This is a genomic window from Curtobacterium sp. AC273 (assembly GCF_979253735.1).
The window spans coordinates 40686-58160 of sequence record NZ_CEEDDU010000003.1 but is presented as its reverse complement, the minus strand read 5'-3'; the positions used below and the strand labels follow the sequence as shown (position 1 = coordinate 58160).

Genomic DNA, 17475 nt, shown 5'->3' with positions numbered 1-17475 from the left:
ATCTTCGGCGTCGCCCTGATGGCGCGGTCCTCGGCGGACGCGATCGACGCGGTCGACTCCGACGTCGTGGGCGCGTCCGAGGCGCTCGAGGTACTCGCCAGCGCAGCGCTTCGTCAAGGTGGAGTTCCCGCTCGCCGGTCCGGTCCTGCTCGCCGGCATCCGCGTCGTGTCCGTGTCGACGATCAGCCTCGTCACGGTCGGCGCCCTCATCGGCATCCCGAACCTCGGTTTCCTGCTGACGGACGGGCTGAAGCGCGGGATCAGCGCCGAGATCCTGACCGGCATCGTGCTGACGATCGTGCTCGCGCTCGTGTTCGACCTGCTCCTGGTGGCGATCGGCCGACTGGTCATGCCCTGGACACGGGGGAGCGGCAGGACCGCTCGACGCTTCCGCCGTTCCGCCGCTGACGACGTCCGCACCGGGGAGGTCTCCGCGTGAACCTCTTCGCCCAGGGCATCGCCTGGATCTTCGACCCCGCGAACGACGTCGGTGCTGACGCCATCGGTGTCCGGCTGTGGGAGCACGTCTGGATCACGCTCCTCGCCGTCGCGATCGCGGTCGTCATCGCCGTGCCGCTCGGCCTGCTGATCGGGCACACCGGCAAGGGCCGCTCGATCGCCGTCGGGGTCTCCGGCGGCATCCGCGCCCTGCCGACGCTCGGTCTGCTGACCCTGCTCGCGTTGGCACTCGGTCTCGGGCTGCAGGCACCGCTCATCGCCCTCGTCGTGCTGGCGATCCCGTCGGTCCTCGCCGGCGCGTACTCCGGCGTCGAGGCCATCGACCGCGTCACCATCGACGCGGCCAAGGCGCAGGGCATGACCGGCTGGCAGATCCTCGGCAGGGTCGAGGTCCTGCTCGCCCTGCCGCTCATCGTCGGCGGCATCCGCGCCGCGGTCCTGCAGGTCGTGGCGACCGCCACCCTCGTCGCCTACATCAACGCCGGAGGGCTGGGCGGCTACGCCTTCTCCGGCATCGCCAACCAGGACTACGCGGAGGTGCTCGGCGGTTCGATCATCGTGATCGCCCTCGCCATCGCGTTCGAGATCGTCTTCGCCGCGCTGCAGCGGCTCGCCGTCCCCGCGGGTGTCTCCGCCGGGTCGGCGCGGCCGTCGCGTCGGAGCACCCGTAGCTCGGCACCACGAGCATCAACCCCTGTGGAAGGAACCCACCCGTGATCACAGCAACGACCCGGCGCCTCGCCGCGACGATCGCCGTCGCGTCCGCTGCCGCCATCGCCCTCGCGGGCTGCTCGTCGAGCGACCCGCTCTCCTCCGGCTCCCGGCGGAGGGACTCCAAGACCATCGTCGTCGGCTCGCAGGCGTACCCGTCGAACGAGATCATCGCCGAGCTGTACGCGCAGGAGCTCGAGCACGAGGGCTTCACCGTCAAGAAGCAGCTCAACATCGGCCAGCGCAAGGCGTACTGGCCCGAGGTCGAGAAGGGGAGCATCAACGTCTTCCCCGAGTACAACGGCAACCTGCTGAACTACCTGCTCCAGGCGGACGGCAAGGACACCACCACCGAGACGACGACGGACGGCATCAACACCGCCCTCAAGGACGCGCTGCCGTCCGACGTCAAGGCGCTGCCCTCGGCCGACGCGTCCGACGCCGACACCTACACGGTGACCCAGGCGACCGCCGACAAGTACGACCTCAAGTCGATCGCGGACCTGTCGAAGATCGGTGGCACCATCTCGATCGCCGCCAACCCGGAGTTCGCGACTGCCGCCTACGGTCCGAAGGGCCTCAAGGAGAAGTACGGCATCACCGGCGAGGTCAACCAGCAGAACGACTCCGGCGGCCCGCTGACGATCAAGGCGATCCAGGACGGCGACTCGCAGGTCGCCGACATCTACTCCGCCAGCGCCTCGATCAAGACCGAGAAGCTCGTCACCCTCGAGGACCCGAAGCACCTCGTGCCGGCGAACAACGTCACGCCGATCGTGTCGAAGAGCCTCGACTCGAAGGCGGCCGACGCCATCGAGAAGGTGAACAAGCTCCTCACGACCGACGTGCTCATCGAGCTCAACCTGACAGAACTCGGTCGAGCAGAAGTCGGCGTCCTCCGTGGCCAAGTCGTTCCTGCAGGACAACGACCTGCTCTAGCGGACGGCTGGACGACCAGCGATAGTAAAACGACAGGTGTCGGGCAATCGCCCGGCACCTGTCGTCGTTCGCCGGGCAGTCGTGCAGCACGTCGGTTCCGCACGGTTGTGCCGTGCACTGCCTGTGCACGTTCGTGCAACCGAGGGTTCTACAAGTTGTCGAGTGAGGTGTCCGCGCGGTAACGTGGAGGTGTCCCAACGGCCAGTGACACCAGAAGTTCCCCCTCCACAGGAAGCAACTGACGTGCACCAACAGCGCGCGGCGACCCGGCACGGACACGCCGCATGAACGACATCCTCGATCCGCTCATCCTGTCGCGGTGGCAGTTCGGTCTGACGACGATCTACCACTTCCTCTTCGTCCCGTTGACGATCGGCATGGCCGTCGTCGTGGCCGTGTTCCAGACGGCCTGGTACCGCACGGGGCGGGCGCACTACCTCCAGCTGACCCGGTTCTTCGGGCGCATCTTCCTCATCAACTTCGCCATGGGCGTCGTGACCGGGATCGTGCAGGAGTTCCAGTTCGGCATGAACTGGTCGAACTACTCCCGGTTCGTCGGTGACGTGTTCGGCGCTCCGCTCGCGCTCGAGGGGATCCTCGCCTTCTTCTTCGAGGCGGCCTTCATCGGGTTGTGGATCTTCGGGTGGGACCGCCTGCCGAAGGGCGTCCACCTCGCCACGATGTGGTGCGTCAGCGCGGGCACGATCATGTCGGCGTACTTCATCATCGCCGCGAACGCGTTCATGCAGCACCCGGTCGGGTACGCCATCAACGCCGCCAAGGGGCGCGCGGAGCTCACGGACATCTGGGCCGTGCTCGGCAACAAGGTCGCCCTGGCCGCCTTCCCGCACACCCTGTTCGCGTGCTTCATGGTCGCCGCGGCCGTCATCATCTCGGTCGCCTCGTACCACCTCGCGCGGAACCAGAACCTCGAGACGATGATGCCGGCGCTGAAGTTCGGCATGTGGACGATGCTCGCCGCCGGTGCCCTCACGGTGCTCACCGGCGACCAGCTCGGCCTCACCATGGTCGACACGCAGCCGATGAAGATGGCCGCCGCCGAGGCGCTGGCACAACACCGCCACCGGCAAGGACGCCTCGTTCTCGATCTTCACCCTCGGTACCCCGGACGGCGTGCACGAGCTGTTCTCGATCCGGGTGCCCTACCTGCTCTCGTTCCTGTCGACGCACACCTTCAACGGCACGGTCGAGGGCATCAACGACCTGCAGGCGCAGTACTCGCAGGTCTACGGACCCGGCGACTACAAGCCGATCATCTGGGTCACCTACTGGTCGTTCCGCTGGATGATCGCCCTCGGCGTCGGCGCGGTCATGGTGTCGCTCGCCGGGCTCTGGCTGACCCGCAAGGGCCGCTTCCCGACGAAGCGGTGGGTCTGGCGGATCGCGACCTGGACGGTCCCGCTGCCGATGGCGGCGATGATCGTTGGCTGGATCTTCACCGAGATGGGCCGCCAGCCCTGGCTGGTGTTCGGGCTGCTCAAGACCAGCGACGGCGTCTCGCCGAACGTGACCGGGCTCGAGGTCCTCATCTCCCTGGTCGTGTTCACGCTCATCTACGGCTCGCTGGCCGTCGTCGAGTTCAAGCTCATCAAGAAGGTCGCACAGGAGGGCCCCGCCGCCCCGGCGGAGGTCGACGAGGAGACCGGCGAGGTCAAGCACGAAGTGACGGTGTACTGAGATGGATCTCCCGGTTCTCTGGTTCGCGATCGTCGGCGTCTTCACTTCGTCGGCTACTTCGTCCTCGACGGCTTCGACTTCGGCGTCGGCATGTCGCTGCCGTTCCTCGGCAAGGACGACACCGACCGTCGCGTCCTGATCAACACGATCGGCCCGGTCTGGGACCTCAACGAGACGTGGGTCATCGTCGCCGGTGCCCGCCTCTTCGCGGCGTTCCCGGAGTGGTACGCCACGATATTCTCCGGGTTCTACCTGGCGCTGCTGCTCATCCTCGCCGCCCTCATCGCCCGCGGTGTGTCGTTCGAGTACCGGCACCAGAACAAGCACCTCGATGGAAGCGCCGCTCGACCTCATGATCATCGTCGGCAGCGCGGTCCCGTCGTTCCTCTGGGGCGTCGCTCGGCAACGTCGTCCGCGGGATCCCGATGGACGCCGGCCACAACTACACCGGCACGCTGTTCGACCTGCTCAACCCGTTCGCCCTGCTCGCCGGCGCCGCCACCCTGCTCGTGTTCTTCACGCACGGCGTCGTGTTCGTCGCGCTGAAGACCGAGGGCGAGATCCGCGAGCGTGCGAAGCGCCTGGCGACCCGGGCCGGCATCCTCACGATCGTCGTGGGAGCGGTGTTCCTGGTGTCCATGGCGTTCGTCCGGGCGACCCCGGCGTCGCTCGTCCTGTCGGTCGTGGCCGCGCTGGCGCTCGTGCTCGCGGTGCTCCGCAACGTCTGGGGCAAGGACGGCCGCGCGTTCACGCTCATGGCCGTGAGCATCGCCGCGATCGTCCTGGCGATGTTCACCGCCATCTTCCCGAACGTGATGCCGGACTCGGTCAACCCGGCCAACAGCCTGACCGTGTACAACGCGTCGAGCGGGTCGTACACGCTGACGGTGATGAGCTGGGTGGCACTGATCTTCGTGCCCTCGTGTTCGCCTACCAGGCCTGGACCTACTGGGTGTTCCGCAAGCGCGTCTCGCGGTCCCAGGTCTGCAGGCCGCGCACTAGGCACGGACGATGAAGCCGCTCGACCCGCGACTCCTGCGCCTGTCCCGCACGGCGCGCGGCTTCATCGTCGCGGCCGCCGGCACCGGCCTCCTCCGCACCCTCGCCACCATCGGGATCGCGTCGGGGATCGCCGCGGCCGTCACGCTCGGGGTCGACGCCGTCCGGCAGAGCAGCGTGCCGGCCGCGATCGCACCGACCCTCGGGCTGCTCGGCGGGGCGTTCGTGCTCCGTGCCGTCGCGGCGCGGGCCACCGACGACCTCCGCAGCGCGTGCGGCCGCCCGGGTGAAGAGCGAGCTCCGCGCGACCGTCCTGGCCTGGGCGGCCGAGCGCGGGCCGTCCTGGTTCGCCGGACGCTCGAGCGCCGGGTTCGCCACCACGCTCGGTCCCGGGCTCGACGCGCTCGACGCCTACTTCGGCCGGTACCTGCCGCAGCTGGCGCTCACGGCGATCGCCACGCCCGTGCTGCTGGTCGCCATCGGGTTCGGTGACCTGACCAGCGCGGTCATCGTGCTCTGCGCGCTCCCGGTGATCCCGGTCTTCGATGATCCTCATCGGGCTCGCGACCCAGGCGCTGCAACGGGGACAGGCGGATGCGCTCGCTCGGCTCGGCACCGCCTTCACCGAGGCCGTCGAGGGACTCGCGACGCTCAAGGTGTTCGGGCGCGCCCGTCGCCAGGTCACCCGGATCGGCACCGTCACCGACGAGTACCGCCGCGGCACGCTCGGGGTGCTCCGGCTGTCGTTCGTGAGCGGCTTCGCCCTCGAACTCGCGGCGAGCCTGTCGGTGGCGCTCGTCGCCGTCTCGATCGGGGTCCGGCTCGTCGACGGTTCGCTCGGCCTCGGCGCCGCGATGTTCGTGCTCGTCCTCGCACCCGAGGCCTTCGCGCCGATCCGGCAGGTCGGCGCCGACTTCCACGCCGCGCAGGACGGCGTCGAGGCCTCCACCGCCGTGCTCGACGTGCTCGACGACACCGCGGCCCCGCCCGCGCCGCCCGTCGGCGCACCGGCCGCCGCGGAGCTCGTGCTCGACGGCCTGACCGTCCACCGACCGGACGTCGTGATCGGTCCGGTGCACCTCCGCGCGGCCCCGGGGACCGTCGTCGTGCTCGCCGGTCCCAGCGGCTCCGGCAAGTCCAGTCTGATCGCGGCGATCCGCGGCGTGCTGCCCCACGACGGCACCGTGACCGTCCCCGGGACGGCTGGCTCGACCCCGGCGGAACGCACCACCTGGGCCGACCAGCGTCCCCGACTCGTGCGCGGGACGATCGCCGAGAACGTCGCGCTCAGCGCGACCCCCGACGACTCCGACGTGCGGGCCGCCCTGGGTGCGGCGGGGCTGGGACCTCGACCCGCGCCTCCCGGTCGGATCCGGCGGGAGCGGACTCTCCGGCGGCCAGGCGCAACGCGTCGGCGTCGCCCGCGCGCTGTACCGCGCGCACCGCGCGGCGACCCCGCTCGTCCTGCTCGACGAGCCGACCTCGGCCCTCGACGCCGAGGCCGAGGCCCACGTCGTCGCGACGGTCCGCCGACTCGCCGACGACGGCGCCGTGGTCGTCGTCGCCAGCCACCGACCGGCGGTCGCTCGCCGCGGCCGACGTCCGCGTCGACGTGCGCCCGGGCGGCACGGTCGTCGTCACCCAGGTGGACGGAGCGCGAGCATGAGCCGGGAGGCCCAGCGCGGCTCCGTCCTGCGGCTCGCCATGCCCCACGGGTCGGGTTGGGCGAAGGCGGTCGCCGCCGGTGCGCTCAGTGCGGTCTGCGCGGTCGCGCTCCTCGCCGCGAGCGGCTACCTCATCACGCGTGCGGCGGAGCACCCCGCCGATCCTGTACCTGACGCTCGTGATGGTCGGGGTCCGCGCGTTCGCCCTCGGGCGTGCGGCACTGCGGTACGTCGACCGTCTGGCCGGGCACGACGCGTCGTTCCGGCAGCTCGCGGTGGTCCGCACGGAGATGTACCGCCGGCTGTCGTCCGTCGCACCGGCCGGACTCGGCTCCACCGGCCGCGGTGACCTGCTCACCCGGCTCGTGACGGACACCGACCGCCTGCAGGACCTGCCGATCCGGGTCGTGGGGCCGCTCGTGTCCGCCGGGATCGTCGCCGTCCTGTCGCTCGTGGCCGTCGCGCTGGTGTCGGTCCCGGCAGCGCTCGTGCTGCTGGTGGCCCTCGCGGTGGCGGCCGTGCTCTCGGCTCGGTCGTGACGCTCGCGATCGCCCGGCGTTCCGACGAGCAGACCGCGGCCGAGCGCGGGCGGGTGGCCGACCTCGTGCTCGACACCGTCCGCACGCTCGACGTCTTCACGGCCTACGGCACCCTCGACGAGCGGCTGGCGCACATCGCGCGGCTCGACGCCCGGGTGACCACGGCCGTCCGACGGCGGGGCACCGTGGAGTCGCTCGTCGCGCGCCCTCGTCGGCCTGGTCGGCGGCGGTGCGGTCGTCGGCATCCTCGCCGTCGGGGGCACCCGCGGTGGTGTCCGGTGCGCTCGACGGTCCGCTCTGGGCCCTCGCGGTCTTCGTGCCGCTGGCCCTGTTCGAGGTCGTCGGCGGGGTCCCGCTCGCCGTCCTGACGCTCCGCCGGGTGCGGGCAGCGGCCGATCGGGTCGAACGGGTCGTCCCGGCCGAGGTGCCCGCCGGCATCGTGCCCGAGCCGGACGCCGAGGCCGACCCCGCGTCGCTCGTGGTCGACGGGCCGGTCGCCGTGTCCCTCCGCGACCTGACGGTGCGCTGGCCCGGAGCCGACGTCGCCGCGGTCGACGGGGTGTCGCTCGACCTCCGTCCCGGCGAGGTGGTCGTGCTCGAGGGCCGAGCGGCGCCGGCAAGTCCACCCTCGTCGACGCGCTCGTCCGGTTCGTCGACCACCGGGGTTGCGTACACGCTCGACGGGGTCGAGGCGAGGGACATGCACCCCGACGCCGTCCGGGCCCGCGTCGGACTCATCGAGCAGGACCCGTTCGTGTTCGACCAGTCCGTGCGGCAGAACCTGCTCTTCGCGCGGGAGACCGCCACCGACGACGACCTGCTCGCCGTGCTCGATCGTGTCGGGCTCGGCTCGTGGGTCACCGCTCGGGGGCGGCCTCGACGCTGGCGTGGGGGCGCGGCCAGCTCGTCTCGGGCGGTCAGGCGCACCGGCTCGCCCTCGCGCGCGCGCTGCTGCACGCCTTCCCGGTGCTCGTGCTCGACGAGCCGACCGCCGACATCGACCCCGACCTCGGCGACGCGGTCCTGCGCGACCTCGTCGGCGCAGCCCGCGCCGAGGGCCGCACGGTCGTGATCGTGTCGCACGTGCCGGTCGCGGCCGACCTCGTCGACCGCACCCTGCGGATGCGCGACGGGCGCTTGGTGGGGTCGTGAACGCGACCGGCCGCGGTCGAGGGCGCACCGGGTGCGGCGACCCGCGCCTCCAGGCCTTGTAATCTTGTTGACCGTGACCAGCGAGCAGACTGTCGACGACCCGAACGCCTACGACTTCCGTCGTCTCCAGGAGAAGTGGCAGCCCCGCTGGAGGAGCTCGGTCTCTTCACCACGGACCTCGACGACACCCGTCCGCGCAAGTACATCCTCGAGATGTTCCCGTACCCCTCCGGCGACCTGCACATGGGGCACGCCGAGAACTGGGCGCTCGGCGACTTCGTGGCGCGGTACTGGCGGCAGCAGGGCTTCAACGTGCTGCACCCGATCGGCTGGGACTCGTTCGGGCTGCCCGCCGAGAACGCGGCGATCAAGCGCGGGGTGGACCCGAAGGACTGGACCTACGCGAACATCGAGCAGCAGAAGGCGTCCTTCAAGCGCTACGCGCCGTCGTTCGACTGGACCACCGAGATCCACACCTCGGACCCCGAGTACTACAAGTGGAACCAGTGGCTGTTCCTCAAGATGTACGAGAAGGGGCTGGCGTACCGCAAGGACAGCTGGGTCAACTGGGACCCGGTGGACCAGACCGTGCTCGCCAACGAGCAGGTCCTGCCCGACGGCACCTCGGACCGCTCCGGCGCCGTCGTCGTCAAGAAGAAGCTCACGCAGTGGTACTTCAAGATCACCGAGTACGCCGACCGGCTGCTCGACGACCTGAACCAGCTCGAGGGCCGCTGGCCGGCGAAGGTCATCGCGCAGCAGCGCAACTGGATCGGCCGCTCGGTCGGTGCCGACGTCGACTTCGTCATCGAGGGCCGCGACGAGCCCGTCACCGTCTTCACCACGCGTCCGGACACGATCCACGGGGCGACGTTCCTGGTCGTCGCTCCGGACTCCGACCTGGCGGCTGAGCTCGTGTCGTCGGCTCCGGACGACGTCCGTGCTGCGTTCGATTCGTACCTGGTCGCCACCCAGAAGACCTCGGAGATCGACCGGCAGAACGCCGACCGGCCGAAGACCGGTGTGCCGCTCGGCCGCTTCGCGATCCACCCGCTGACCGGGGAACGCCTGCCGATCTGGGCCGCCGACTACGTCCTCGCCGACTACGGCCACGGTGCCGTCATGGCCGTGCCGGCGCACGACCAGCGCGACCTCGACTTCGCGCGGGCGTTCGACCTGCCGGTTCGCGTCGTGGTGGACACCAACGCGACGGTGACCGGGGCGATCCCGGTGATCGACCCGTCGATGTCGCCTGATGACCTGCCGTCGCTCGATCCCGTGTCGACCGGGGAGGCGCTGACCGGGCAGGGCCGGATGATCAACTCCGGACCGCTCGACGGCATGTCGAAGCAGCACGCCATCAGCGCGGCGATCCGTCTGCTCGAGGAGCGCGGCACCGGCCGCGCCGCCGAAGACCTACCGCCTGCGCGACTGGCTCATCTCGCGCCAGCGCTTCTGGGGCACCCCGATCCCGATCATCCACGGCGCGGACGGCACCGAGTACCCGGTGCCGGAGGACCAGCTGCCCATCGTGCTGCCGGACACCGAGGGCCTCGACCTCAAGCCGAAGGGCACCTCGCCGCTCGGCGGCGCGACCGAGTGGGTGAACGTCCCGAACCCGGTCGACGGCTCGCCGGCGCTCCGCGACACCGACACGATGGACACCTTCGTCGACTCGTCGTGGTACTTCCTGCGGTTCCTCGCCGCCAACGACGACACGCAGGCGTTCGACCCGGCCATCGCCCGCAAGTGGGCGCCGGTCGACCAGTACATCGGCGGCATCGAGCACGCGATCCTGCACCTGCTCTACGCCCGCTTCGTCACGAAGGTCCTGTTCGACCTCGGCTACCTCGACTTCACCGAGCCGTTCTCGGCGCTGCTCAACCAGGGCATGGTGCTGTCCGGCGGGTCGAAGATGTCGAAGTCGAAGGGCGGCGTCTCCCTCGGCGACGAGCTCGACGCGAACGGCGTCGACGCGATCCGCCTGGTGATGGGCTTCGCCGGCCCGCCGGAGGACGACATCAACTGGGAGGACGTCTCGCCGTCCGCCTCGGCCCGGTTCCTCGCCCGTGCGTACCGCCTGGCGCTCGACGTCACCTCGGCGCCGGACGTCGTCTGGGCCGAGGGCGACCGTGCGCTCCGCCAGGTCACGCACCGCTTCCTGGCCGATGCGCCCGGGATGATGGAGTCGTTCAAGTTCAACGTCGTGATCGCCCGTCTGATGGACCTGGTGAACGTCACCCGCAAGGCGATCGACAGCGGCCCCGGTGCCGGTGACCCCGCCGTGCGCGAGGCCGTCGAGACCATCGCGCTCGGCCTGAGCGTCTTCGCGCCGTACACCGGCGAGGAGATGTGGGAGAAGTTGGGCTACGAGGCCACCGTCGCCACCTACGGCTGGCGGAAGGCCGACCCGACGCTGCTCGTGCAGGACACCCTGACCGCGGTCGTGCAGGTGAACGGGAAGGTCCGTGACTCGTTCGAGGGTGTCGAAGTCGATCGACCCCGCCGAGCTCGAGGCCATGGCGCGGGCGTCGGCGAACGTGCAGCGGTACATCGAGGACCGCGAGATCGTGAAGGTGATCGTGCGGGCGCCGAAGCTCGTGACATCGCGATCAAGGGGTAGGTGCTCCGGGTGTTCCTCCCCAGTGGGGGATGTCCACCCGTCATCCACTGAAACGCCCTGGGGAGCCTCGCCGATCGGCGGGGCTCCCTAGCGTTCCGGCATGTCTTCCCCTCCACCGCGTCTCGCTGCGCTCGCGTTGTCGCCCCGGTCCGCTGTGGTGCTGGCGGCGGTGATCGTCGTGATCGCCGTGGTGGTGGTGCTGGTCGGGTCACGGTCGGGGGGGTGTCCGGCCCTGGTAGTGCGGATGGGCCCGGCGCCGTGACCGTGACCGGTGCGCCGTCGGTGGGGGCGTCGGCAGGGTCCTCGCCAGCGTCAGTCTTCGGCGTCTGGGCCTGGGTCTTCGTTTTCGTCGTCTTCGGCCGGGGTTGCGTCGTCGTCGGCGGGTGCCGTGGTGGTGCACGTCGTCGGGGCGGTGGTCCGTCCGGGCGTCGTGACGCTCGGTCCGGGCAGCCGGGTGTCGGCCGCCATGGACCGTGCCGGGGGCGCGACGGCCGACGCGGACCTGGCGCGACTGAACCTCGCACGGGTGGTGGCGGACGGGGAGCGGCTCTACGTGCCGAAGGTGGGGGAGACGGACATCCCTCCTGCGCTCGACGAGGCGCCGGGAGCGGGTGGCGCCGCTGTGCCCGGAGGGGTTGAGAGTCCCGGCGTCGAGGTCGAGGTCGTCGACCTCAACACCGCCGATCAGGCGGCGCTCGAGACCCTGCCGCGGGCATCGGGCCGTCCCTGGCCCAGCGGATCCTCGCGTGGCGGGACGAGCACGGGCGGTTCTCGGCGGTGGAGGACCTGCTCGACGTCAGCGGGATCGGGGACGGTCGGTTCGCCGACCTCCAAGACCGCGTCCGGGTCTGACGGCCGTGGCGGTGGACCTCGCGCCCCGGGTGGCCGACCTCCGGATCGCGGTGCCGGTGGCGGTGGCGTGGATCGGTGCGGCGGTGATGGTGGGGGTGCCGGCAGCGGCGGGCTGGGTACTGGTCGTCGGCGTCGGCATCGGCGTCTGCGTCGTGTTCGGGGTCGCGGCTGTTCCGGCTCGGCGGCGGCTGGGTGCTCTCGCCGGCCCGGCCGGCCCGGCTGGCCCGGCTGGCCTGGCTGGCCTGGCCGGCCTTGCCGTGACGACGGCGTCGCTGTGCTCGTTGCTCGCCGTGGCGGTGTTGGTCGGCGAGGCGCGGCGGAGTCCGCGGTGCTCGACGACCGCGGACACGGGACCGTCGCCGTCGAGGTCGTCCTGTCCCGTGACCTCGCGCCCGGCGACCGATCCGTGGTCGGTACGCTCGAACGGGTCGACGACCTCGCCGGACTGCGGGTGCCGGTGCGGGTGGTCCCGGCCCGCGACGACGACAGGGGGCCGGTGCACCTGGCAGCCGGCACCCTGCTCCGGTCGTCGGCCTCGGTCGAGCCCGATGCGCCCGGAGCGACGACGGCTGCCGTGGTGTTCCTGCGCGGCACCGCCTCGACGCGTACGCCGACCGGGATCCTCGCCGCCACCGACCGAGCGCGTCAGGCGTTCGTCGCCGTCACCGAGCCACTGCCCGAGCCGGGCGCCTCGCTCCTGCGCGGCCTCGCGATCGGGGACCGGAGCGGGCTCGACCCCGCGACCGAGTCGGCGATGGAGACCTCGGCGCTGACACACCTCACCGCCGTGTCCGGGGCGAACTGCGCGGTGGTCGTCGGGCTCGTCGTCGTGCTCGGCCGAGCGCTGAGATTGCCCCGGTCCGCTCGCGCGGCCGTCGCCGTGGTGCTCCTGCTGGCGTTCGTCGTGCTCGTCCGGCCCGACCCGTCGATCGTGCGGGCGACGGTCATGGCGATCCTCGTGCTCGTGGTGCACCTGACCGGTCGTCCCGTCCGCGGGGTCCCGCTCATCGCCCTCGCCGTCGTCGGGATGCTCGTCGTCGACCCCTGGTACGCCCGGTCCTTCGCGTTCGTCCTGTCCGTGCTCGCGACGAGTGGGATCGTGGTGCTCGGACCACCGCTCACCGAACTCCTCGCTCGTCGACTCCGGACCCCGGCGGCCGCGGCACTGGCCGTGCCGATCGCCGCGCAACTCGCGTGCTGGCCGGTGACGATCCCGCTGTCCGCGGCGCTCCCCACCTACCGCGGTGCCGGCGAACCTCGCTCACCGAACCCCTCGCGCCGATCGTGACCGTGGTGGGGCTCGGGTCGTTGCCTGGTCGCGGCGGTGTGGCCGTGGGGCGGGACGGTCCTGGCCGCGGTCGCCTGGGTCCCCGCGAGCGCCATCGGGGGGATCGCCCACGCTGCGGCGGCGGCTGCCGCATGCATCGGCGCCGTGGCCGGGCGGCGTCGCGGGGGTGATGGCCGCAGGCGCGGTCAGCGCGAGTGTCGCGGTCGCCGTCCTCGTGCCGCGCCCGGTGCGCTTCCGGCTCCTCCTGCTCGCCGGCGCGGTCACGGTCATCGGGATGGCGGTCGTCGCCGTTCCCCGCATCGTCGTGCGCTCGGGTCTGCCGTCGAGCTGGTCGACGGCGGCGTGCGACGTGGGCCAGGGCGACGCCGTGCTCCTCCGCGGGGGAGTCGACCGGACCGGCGCTGACGGTGCGGGTACGGATGCGGTCGCACTCGTCGACACCGGGGACGACCCGGACCGTCTGGAGGCGTGCCTCGACCTGCTCGGCATCGACCGGATCGACCTGCTGGTGCTGACCCACTTCGACCGCGACCACGTCGGCGCGGTCGACTCCGTGGCGCACCGGGTCCGGACCGCGCTCGTCGGACCGGTCGGACGTCCAGCCGACGAGCGGGTGGTCCGATCCTGCAGCGGGCCGGTGCGGACGTGCGGCGGGCCGACGACACGTCGGCCGGCACCCTCGGCGCGCTCCGGTGGCGCGTGCTGTGGCCGCGCGCGGGGGCCCGGGACGCCGGCAACGACGCGAGCCTCGTGCTGCGCACCGAACCCGGTCCGGACTGCCCGACGTGCGTGTCCGGGCTGTTCCTCGGCGACCTGGGGGAGACCGCGCAGCGACGGCTCCGTGCCACCGGCATCAATCCGGTCGACGTGGTGAAGGTCGCGCACCACGGCTCCGCTGACCAGGACCCGCTGCTGTACCGGCAGGCCGCGGCGGCGGTCGGGCTGATCGGCGTCGGTGCGGACAACACGTACGGGCACCCGACCCGGTCGGCGCTGTCGATGCTCCAGAGCGCGGGGACGGTGGCGTACCGGACCGACCTGCACGGCACGGTCGTCGTCGGTCGTGCCGGCTCCGATGGTCCGGACGCTCCGGACGCTCCGGACGGCCTGCGGGTGTGGACGGAGCGGTCGGGGTCGGCGGTCGCCCGTAGGATCGAGGCATGGCCGCCAAGAAGCCCGTCCGCGCCGCGGCGAAGATCGACCAGGTGCCGTGGTCGGGGATCCGACCGGCGCCCGTGGTGCTCGTCACCGGGCCCGAGACCTTCCTGGCCGAGCGTGCCAGCAGTGTCCTCCGCGACCTGCTCGTGGGCGAGGACCCGGCGCTCGAGGTGCACGACCTCGAAGCCGACCAGTACGCGCCCGGCCTCCTCGCCACCCTCGCCAGTCCGTCCCTCTTCGGCGAACCCCGACTGGTCCGGGTCACCAACGTCGAGAAGTGCACCGACGCGTTCATCACCGAGACCATCTCATACCTCGGTGCTCCGGCGGACGACGTCACACTCGTGCTCCGGCACGGTGGTGGCGTGCGTGGCAAGAAGCTGCTCGACACGATCCGGAGCGGCGTCGGCGGTGGGATCGAGGTGCAGTGCGACGAGCTCAAGCGCGAGACCGACCGGATCGACTTCGTCCAGGCGGAGTTCCGGGCCGCTCGACGGAAGATCGCGCCGTCGGCGGTGCGCACCCTCGTCTCGGCGTTCGCCGACGACCTGGCGGAACTCGCCGCGGCGTGCCGACAGCTCCTCGCCGACGAGGCGCAGGAGATCACCGACAAGGTCGTCGACAAGTACTACGGCGGCCGTGTCGAGACGAACGCGTTCAAGGTCGCCGACATCGCCCTCGCCGGCCGCTCGGCCCCGGCGATCGTCGAGCTGCGACACGCCCTGTCGACGGGCGAGGCCCCGGTGCCGATCGTCGCCGCGTTCGCGAGCAAGATCCGCACGATGGCGAAGGTCAGTGCCTTCCGCGGGCCGAGCGGGCAGGCTGCGTCGGCCCTCGGCATGGCGCCGTGGCAGGTGCAGCGGGCGCAGCGCGACGTGGCCTCGTGGACCGAGGCCGGGCTGGCGAACGCGATCACGAGCATCGCCGAGGCGGACACCGCGGTGAAGGGTGGTTCGCGCGACGCCCACTACGCGCTCGAGGTCATGGTGCGCACGATCGCCCGCCGCGGCGAGCCCCGCTGACCCGGCGCTTCCGTCCCCGTCGCGCCCGGCGCCGCCCGAGGTCGAGGTCGGGGTCGGAGTCGCACGACGCGCCGCTCACGTCCGCTGAGGTCGCACTTCGTGCCGCCGGCGCCGTCCGACAGCGGCACATAACGCGATCTCGGCGCCCGGGCCTCGGGGCGTGAGCGTGAGTGAGCCAGACGCCGGCCCCGGTCCCGAGGTCGCACGACGCGCCGCTCACCTCCGCCGAGGTCGCACTTCGTGCCGCCGGCACCTTCCGAGAGCGGCACATAACGCGATGTCGGCGCCCGGGCCTGGGGGCGTGAGCGTAAGTGAGCCAGACGCCGGCCCCGGTCCCGAGGTCGCTAGACGCGCCGCTCACGTCCGCTGAGGTCGCACTTCGTGCCGCCGGCGCCGTCCGACAGCGGCACATAACGCGATCTCGGCGCCCGGGCCTCGGGGCGTGAGCGTGAGTGAGCCAGACGCCGGCCCCGGTCCCGGAGGTCGCACGACGCGCCGCTCACGTCCGCTGAGGTCACACTTCGTGCCGCCGGCGCCTTCCGAGAGCGGCACAAAGTGCGATCTCGGCGCCGCGACCACCGAAGACGCACGCGCACCGAGCCCGCCCCCACAACGACGAAGGCCCCACACCGAAACGGTGGGGGGCCTTCGTGCAGCACTCAGGAGATCAGAGCGCCGAGACCTTCTTCGCGATGGCCGACTTGCGGTTCGCGGCCTGGTTCTTGTGGATGACGCCCTTGCTCACGGCCTTGTCGAGCTTCTTCGAGGCGAGGGTCAGGGCTGCGACGGCCTTGTCCTTGTCGCCGGAGACGACGGCCTCGTTCGTGTGACGGATGACCGTCTTGAGCTCGGACCGGTACGCCTTGTTGCGCTCCTGGGCCTTGAGGTTGGTCTTGATCCGCTTCATCTGCGACTTGATGTTCGCCATGGGTGTTGCTCCTTGTCGTCTCTACGGGTGGTCGCGACCGCTGGGTAGAGGGGGCCCTTGGTCGCATCGCGTTCCACCCGTGGGCGGGGAACGCGGAAGTCCAGCAAGCCACGTTACCAGCCCGAGGCCCGTCAGCCAAAGCACCGCCGCGCCGAAACGGCACCGCAACACGCGTTCGCTACCGTGACGAGCATGCCATCCCTCGCACCGCGGATCGAGACCGTGCCCGCCTCCGGCATCCGACGGGTCTTCGAGCAAGCGGCACTGCTCCGCGAAACGGCCGCGAAGGACGGAAGGCCCGACGGCACCCCCGGCACCCCAGACGGCATCCCCGGCACCCCCGGCACCCCCGACGGCACCCCCGACGTCGCCATGCTCGTCATCGGCGAACCCGACGTCCCCGTCGCCCCGCACATCGGCGAGGCCGCACGCCGCGCCTGGTCCGAGGACCGCACCGACTACACCCCGAACGGCGGCATCGCCCCGCTGCGGGAAGCGATCCGCGAGAAGCTCCGCCGCGAGAACCGCATGGAGGTCGACGTCGAACAGGTCTGGCTGACCATCGGCGCGACGCAGGCCCTGTTCCAGGCGATGACCCTCGTGCTGTCCCCGGGCGACGAGGTCCTCGTGCCGGACCCCGGCTACACGACCTTCACGATGAACGCCCACATCCTCGGCGCCACCCCGGTGCCGTACCGGCTGGAACCGCAGCACGGGTTCGAGCCGGACCTCCAGGCACTCGAGGCGAGCATCACCGAGCGGACCCGGGCCCTCGTGGTGAACTCCCCGTCGAACCCGCTCGGCTCGGTGTTCGGCGAGCAGACCCTCCGTGACCTGCTCGCCCTCGCGAAGCGCCACGACCTCTGGGTGATCAGCGACGAGGTCTACGAGTACCTCACCCACGGCACCCGGCACGTCAGCCTGGCGAGCCTCGACGAGGACGACCGGGTGTTCACCGCGTTCTCGCTGAGCAAGACGTACGCGATGACCGGGGTGCGGGTCGGCTACCTGGTGACGCCGAAGGGCCTCGGCGCGACGATGCGCACCACGCAGGAGGCGATGATCAGCTGCGTCGCCGAGCCGGACCAGTGGGCCGCCCTCGCGGCGATCGTGGGGGACCACTCCGCGGTGCAGGACGCGCGGGAGCACTACCGCGCGAACCTCGGCGTCGCGAAGGAGGTCCTCGACGCGGCCGGCATCCGCTACCTCGACCCCCGTGGTGCCTTCTACCTGTGGATCGACGTGTCGCACGCGTCGCAGGGCGACGTCGCCGAGTGGGCGCTCGCCTTCCTGCAGCGCGAGCGGGTGGCGGTCGCGCCCGGCAGCGCCTTCGGCCGCACCGGCGAGGGCTGGATCCGCGTGAGCCTCGCGGCGACCCCCGCGGACCTCCGGCGGGGCCTGGGCGCGTTGCCCGCGCCCGTCGGCGCGACCGTCTGACGGACT

14 protein-coding genes and 5 pseudogenes are annotated in these 17475 nt (G+C 71.5%); 17 read left to right on the top strand and 2 right to left on the bottom strand.

What is annotated here, in order from left to right; all coding sequences use genetic code 11:
* Nucleotides 1-103: 103 nt before the first annotated feature.
* The 13 genes and pseudogenes from ACZ8AI_RS04940 to ACZ8AI_RS04880 form a co-directional block, all read left to right on the top strand.
* Nucleotides 104-439, top strand: a pseudogene (locus tag ACZ8AI_RS04940) (ABC transporter permease subunit); the annotation flags it as partial.
* Nucleotides 436-1176, top strand: a complete 741-nt coding sequence (locus ACZ8AI_RS04935; protein WP_464856962.1) for an ABC transporter permease — start codon at nt 436-438, stop codon at nt 1174-1176. The pseudogene ACZ8AI_RS04940 and the gene ACZ8AI_RS04935, both read left to right, overlap by 4 nt.
* The gene (locus tag ACZ8AI_RS04930; RefSeq protein ID WP_464856960.1) at nt 1173-2291 is read left to right on the top strand and encodes an ABC transporter substrate-binding protein; all 1119 of its coding nucleotides are present in this window, start codon (nt 1173-1175) and stop codon (nt 2289-2291) included. Before ACZ8AI_RS04935 ends, ACZ8AI_RS04930 begins: the two co-directional genes overlap by 4 nt.
* A 102-nt stretch (nt 2292-2393) precedes the next feature.
* Nucleotides 2394-3807: pseudogene (locus tag ACZ8AI_RS04925) on the top strand (cytochrome ubiquinol oxidase subunit I).
* A 1-nt stretch (nt 3808) separates the two neighbouring features.
* Nucleotides 3809-4822, top strand: a pseudogene (cydB, locus tag ACZ8AI_RS04920) (cytochrome d ubiquinol oxidase subunit II).
* Entirely contained in the window at nt 4819-5298 is a 480-nt protein-coding gene (locus tag ACZ8AI_RS04915) for a hypothetical protein (RefSeq protein WP_464856958.1), read from the top strand. The pseudogene cydB and the gene ACZ8AI_RS04915 overlap by 4 nt, the downstream one beginning before the upstream one ends.
* Nucleotides 5299-5351: 53 nt before the next feature.
* Nucleotides 5352-6644 carry an ABC transporter transmembrane domain-containing protein gene (locus ACZ8AI_RS04910; RefSeq protein ID WP_464856956.1) on the top strand — a complete coding sequence of 431 codons (1293 nt, stop codon included), beginning with the start codon at nt 5352-5354 and terminating at the stop codon, nt 6642-6644.
* Entirely contained in the window at nt 6611-7009 is a 399-nt protein-coding gene (locus ACZ8AI_RS04905; RefSeq protein WP_464856954.1) for a hypothetical protein, read from the top strand. The genes ACZ8AI_RS04910 and ACZ8AI_RS04905 overlap by 34 nt, the downstream gene beginning before the upstream one ends.
* Nucleotides 7006-7377: a hypothetical protein gene (locus tag ACZ8AI_RS04900; RefSeq protein ID WP_464856952.1), complete on the top strand. Its 372-nt coding sequence runs from the start codon at nt 7006-7008 to the stop codon at nt 7375-7377. Before ACZ8AI_RS04905 ends, ACZ8AI_RS04900 begins: the two co-directional genes overlap by 4 nt.
* Nucleotides 7307-8161: an ATP-binding cassette domain-containing protein gene (locus ACZ8AI_RS04895; protein ID WP_464857200.1), complete on the top strand. Its 855-nt coding sequence runs from the start codon at nt 7307-7309 to the stop codon at nt 8159-8161. The genes ACZ8AI_RS04900 and ACZ8AI_RS04895 overlap by 71 nt, the downstream gene beginning before the upstream one ends.
* Before the next feature lie 73 nt (nt 8162-8234).
* Nucleotides 8235-10767 (top strand): annotated as a pseudogene (gene leuS / locus ACZ8AI_RS04890) (leucine--tRNA ligase); the annotation flags it as partial.
* A 288-nt stretch (nt 10768-11055) separates the two neighbouring features.
* Nucleotides 11056-11280: pseudogene (locus tag ACZ8AI_RS04885) on the top strand (SLBB domain-containing protein); the annotation flags it as partial.
* A gap of 218 nt (nt 11281-11498) precedes the next feature.
* Nucleotides 11499-11636 carry a ComEA family DNA-binding protein gene (locus ACZ8AI_RS04880; protein ID WP_464857198.1) on the top strand — a complete coding sequence of 46 codons (138 nt, stop codon included), beginning with the start codon at nt 11499-11501 and terminating at the stop codon, nt 11634-11636.
* Here ACZ8AI_RS04880 and ACZ8AI_RS04875 read toward each other — a convergent pair.
* Nucleotides 11581-11985 carry a hypothetical protein gene (locus ACZ8AI_RS04875; protein WP_464857216.1) on the bottom strand — a complete coding sequence of 135 codons (405 nt, stop codon included), beginning with the start codon at nt 11983-11985 and terminating at the stop codon, nt 11581-11583. The genes ACZ8AI_RS04880 and ACZ8AI_RS04875 overlap by 56 nt on opposite strands.
* Between ACZ8AI_RS04875 and ACZ8AI_RS04870 the strand changes: the two genes are divergently transcribed.
* The 3 genes from ACZ8AI_RS04870 (at nt 11965) to holA (ending at nt 15104) form a co-directional block, all read left to right on the top strand.
* Nucleotides 11965-12924, top strand: coding sequence for a ComEC/Rec2 family competence protein (locus ACZ8AI_RS04870; RefSeq protein ID WP_464857196.1), 960 nt, complete (start codon nt 11965-11967; stop codon nt 12922-12924). The two genes, ACZ8AI_RS04875 and ACZ8AI_RS04870, sit on opposite strands and share 21 nt — an antisense overlap.
* A gap of 169 nt (nt 12925-13093) precedes the next feature.
* Complete coding sequence (locus ACZ8AI_RS04865) at nt 13094-13798, top strand: MBL fold metallo-hydrolase (protein ID WP_464856950.1); 705 nt, start codon at nt 13094-13096, stop codon at nt 13796-13798.
* 286 nt (nt 13799-14084) lie between these two features.
* Complete coding sequence (holA, locus tag ACZ8AI_RS04860) at nt 14085-15104, top strand: DNA polymerase III subunit delta (protein WP_464856948.1); 1020 nt, start codon at nt 14085-14087, stop codon at nt 15102-15104.
* 667 nt (nt 15105-15771) lie between these two features.
* Here the strand turns inward: holA and rpsT are convergent.
* Entirely contained in the window at nt 15772-16032 is a 261-nt protein-coding gene (gene rpsT / locus ACZ8AI_RS04855) for a 30S ribosomal protein S20 (RefSeq protein ID WP_071293023.1), read from the bottom strand.
* A gap of 192 nt (nt 16033-16224) precedes the next feature.
* Here rpsT and ACZ8AI_RS04850 point away from each other — a divergent pair, with 192 nt between their 5' ends.
* The gene (locus ACZ8AI_RS04850) at nt 16225-17469 is read left to right on the top strand and encodes a pyridoxal phosphate-dependent aminotransferase (RefSeq protein WP_464856944.1); all 1245 of its coding nucleotides are present in this window, start codon (nt 16225-16227) and stop codon (nt 17467-17469) included.
* Nucleotides 17470-17475: the final 6 nt, after the last annotated feature.

Coding starts and splice junctions, on each gene's coding strand:
- ACZ8AI_RS04915 (WP_464856958.1), top strand. CDS start 4,819: ATGAAGCCGCTCGACCCGCGACTCCTGCGCCTGTCCCGCACGGCGCGC.
- holA (WP_464856948.1), top strand. CDS start 14,085: ATGGCCGCCAAGAAGCCCGTCCGCGCCGCGGCGAAGATCGACCAGGTG.
- ACZ8AI_RS04865 (WP_464856950.1), top strand. CDS start 13,094: ATGGCCGCAGGCGCGGTCAGCGCGAGTGTCGCGGTCGCCGTCCTCGTG.
- rpsT (WP_071293023.1), bottom strand. CDS start 16,032: ATGGCGAACATCAAGTCGCAGATGAAGCGGATCAAGACCAACCTCAAG.
- ACZ8AI_RS04850 (WP_464856944.1), top strand. CDS start 16,225: ATGCCATCCCTCGCACCGCGGATCGAGACCGTGCCCGCCTCCGGCATC.
- ACZ8AI_RS04910 (WP_464856956.1), top strand. CDS start 5,352: ATGATCCTCATCGGGCTCGCGACCCAGGCGCTGCAACGGGGACAGGCG.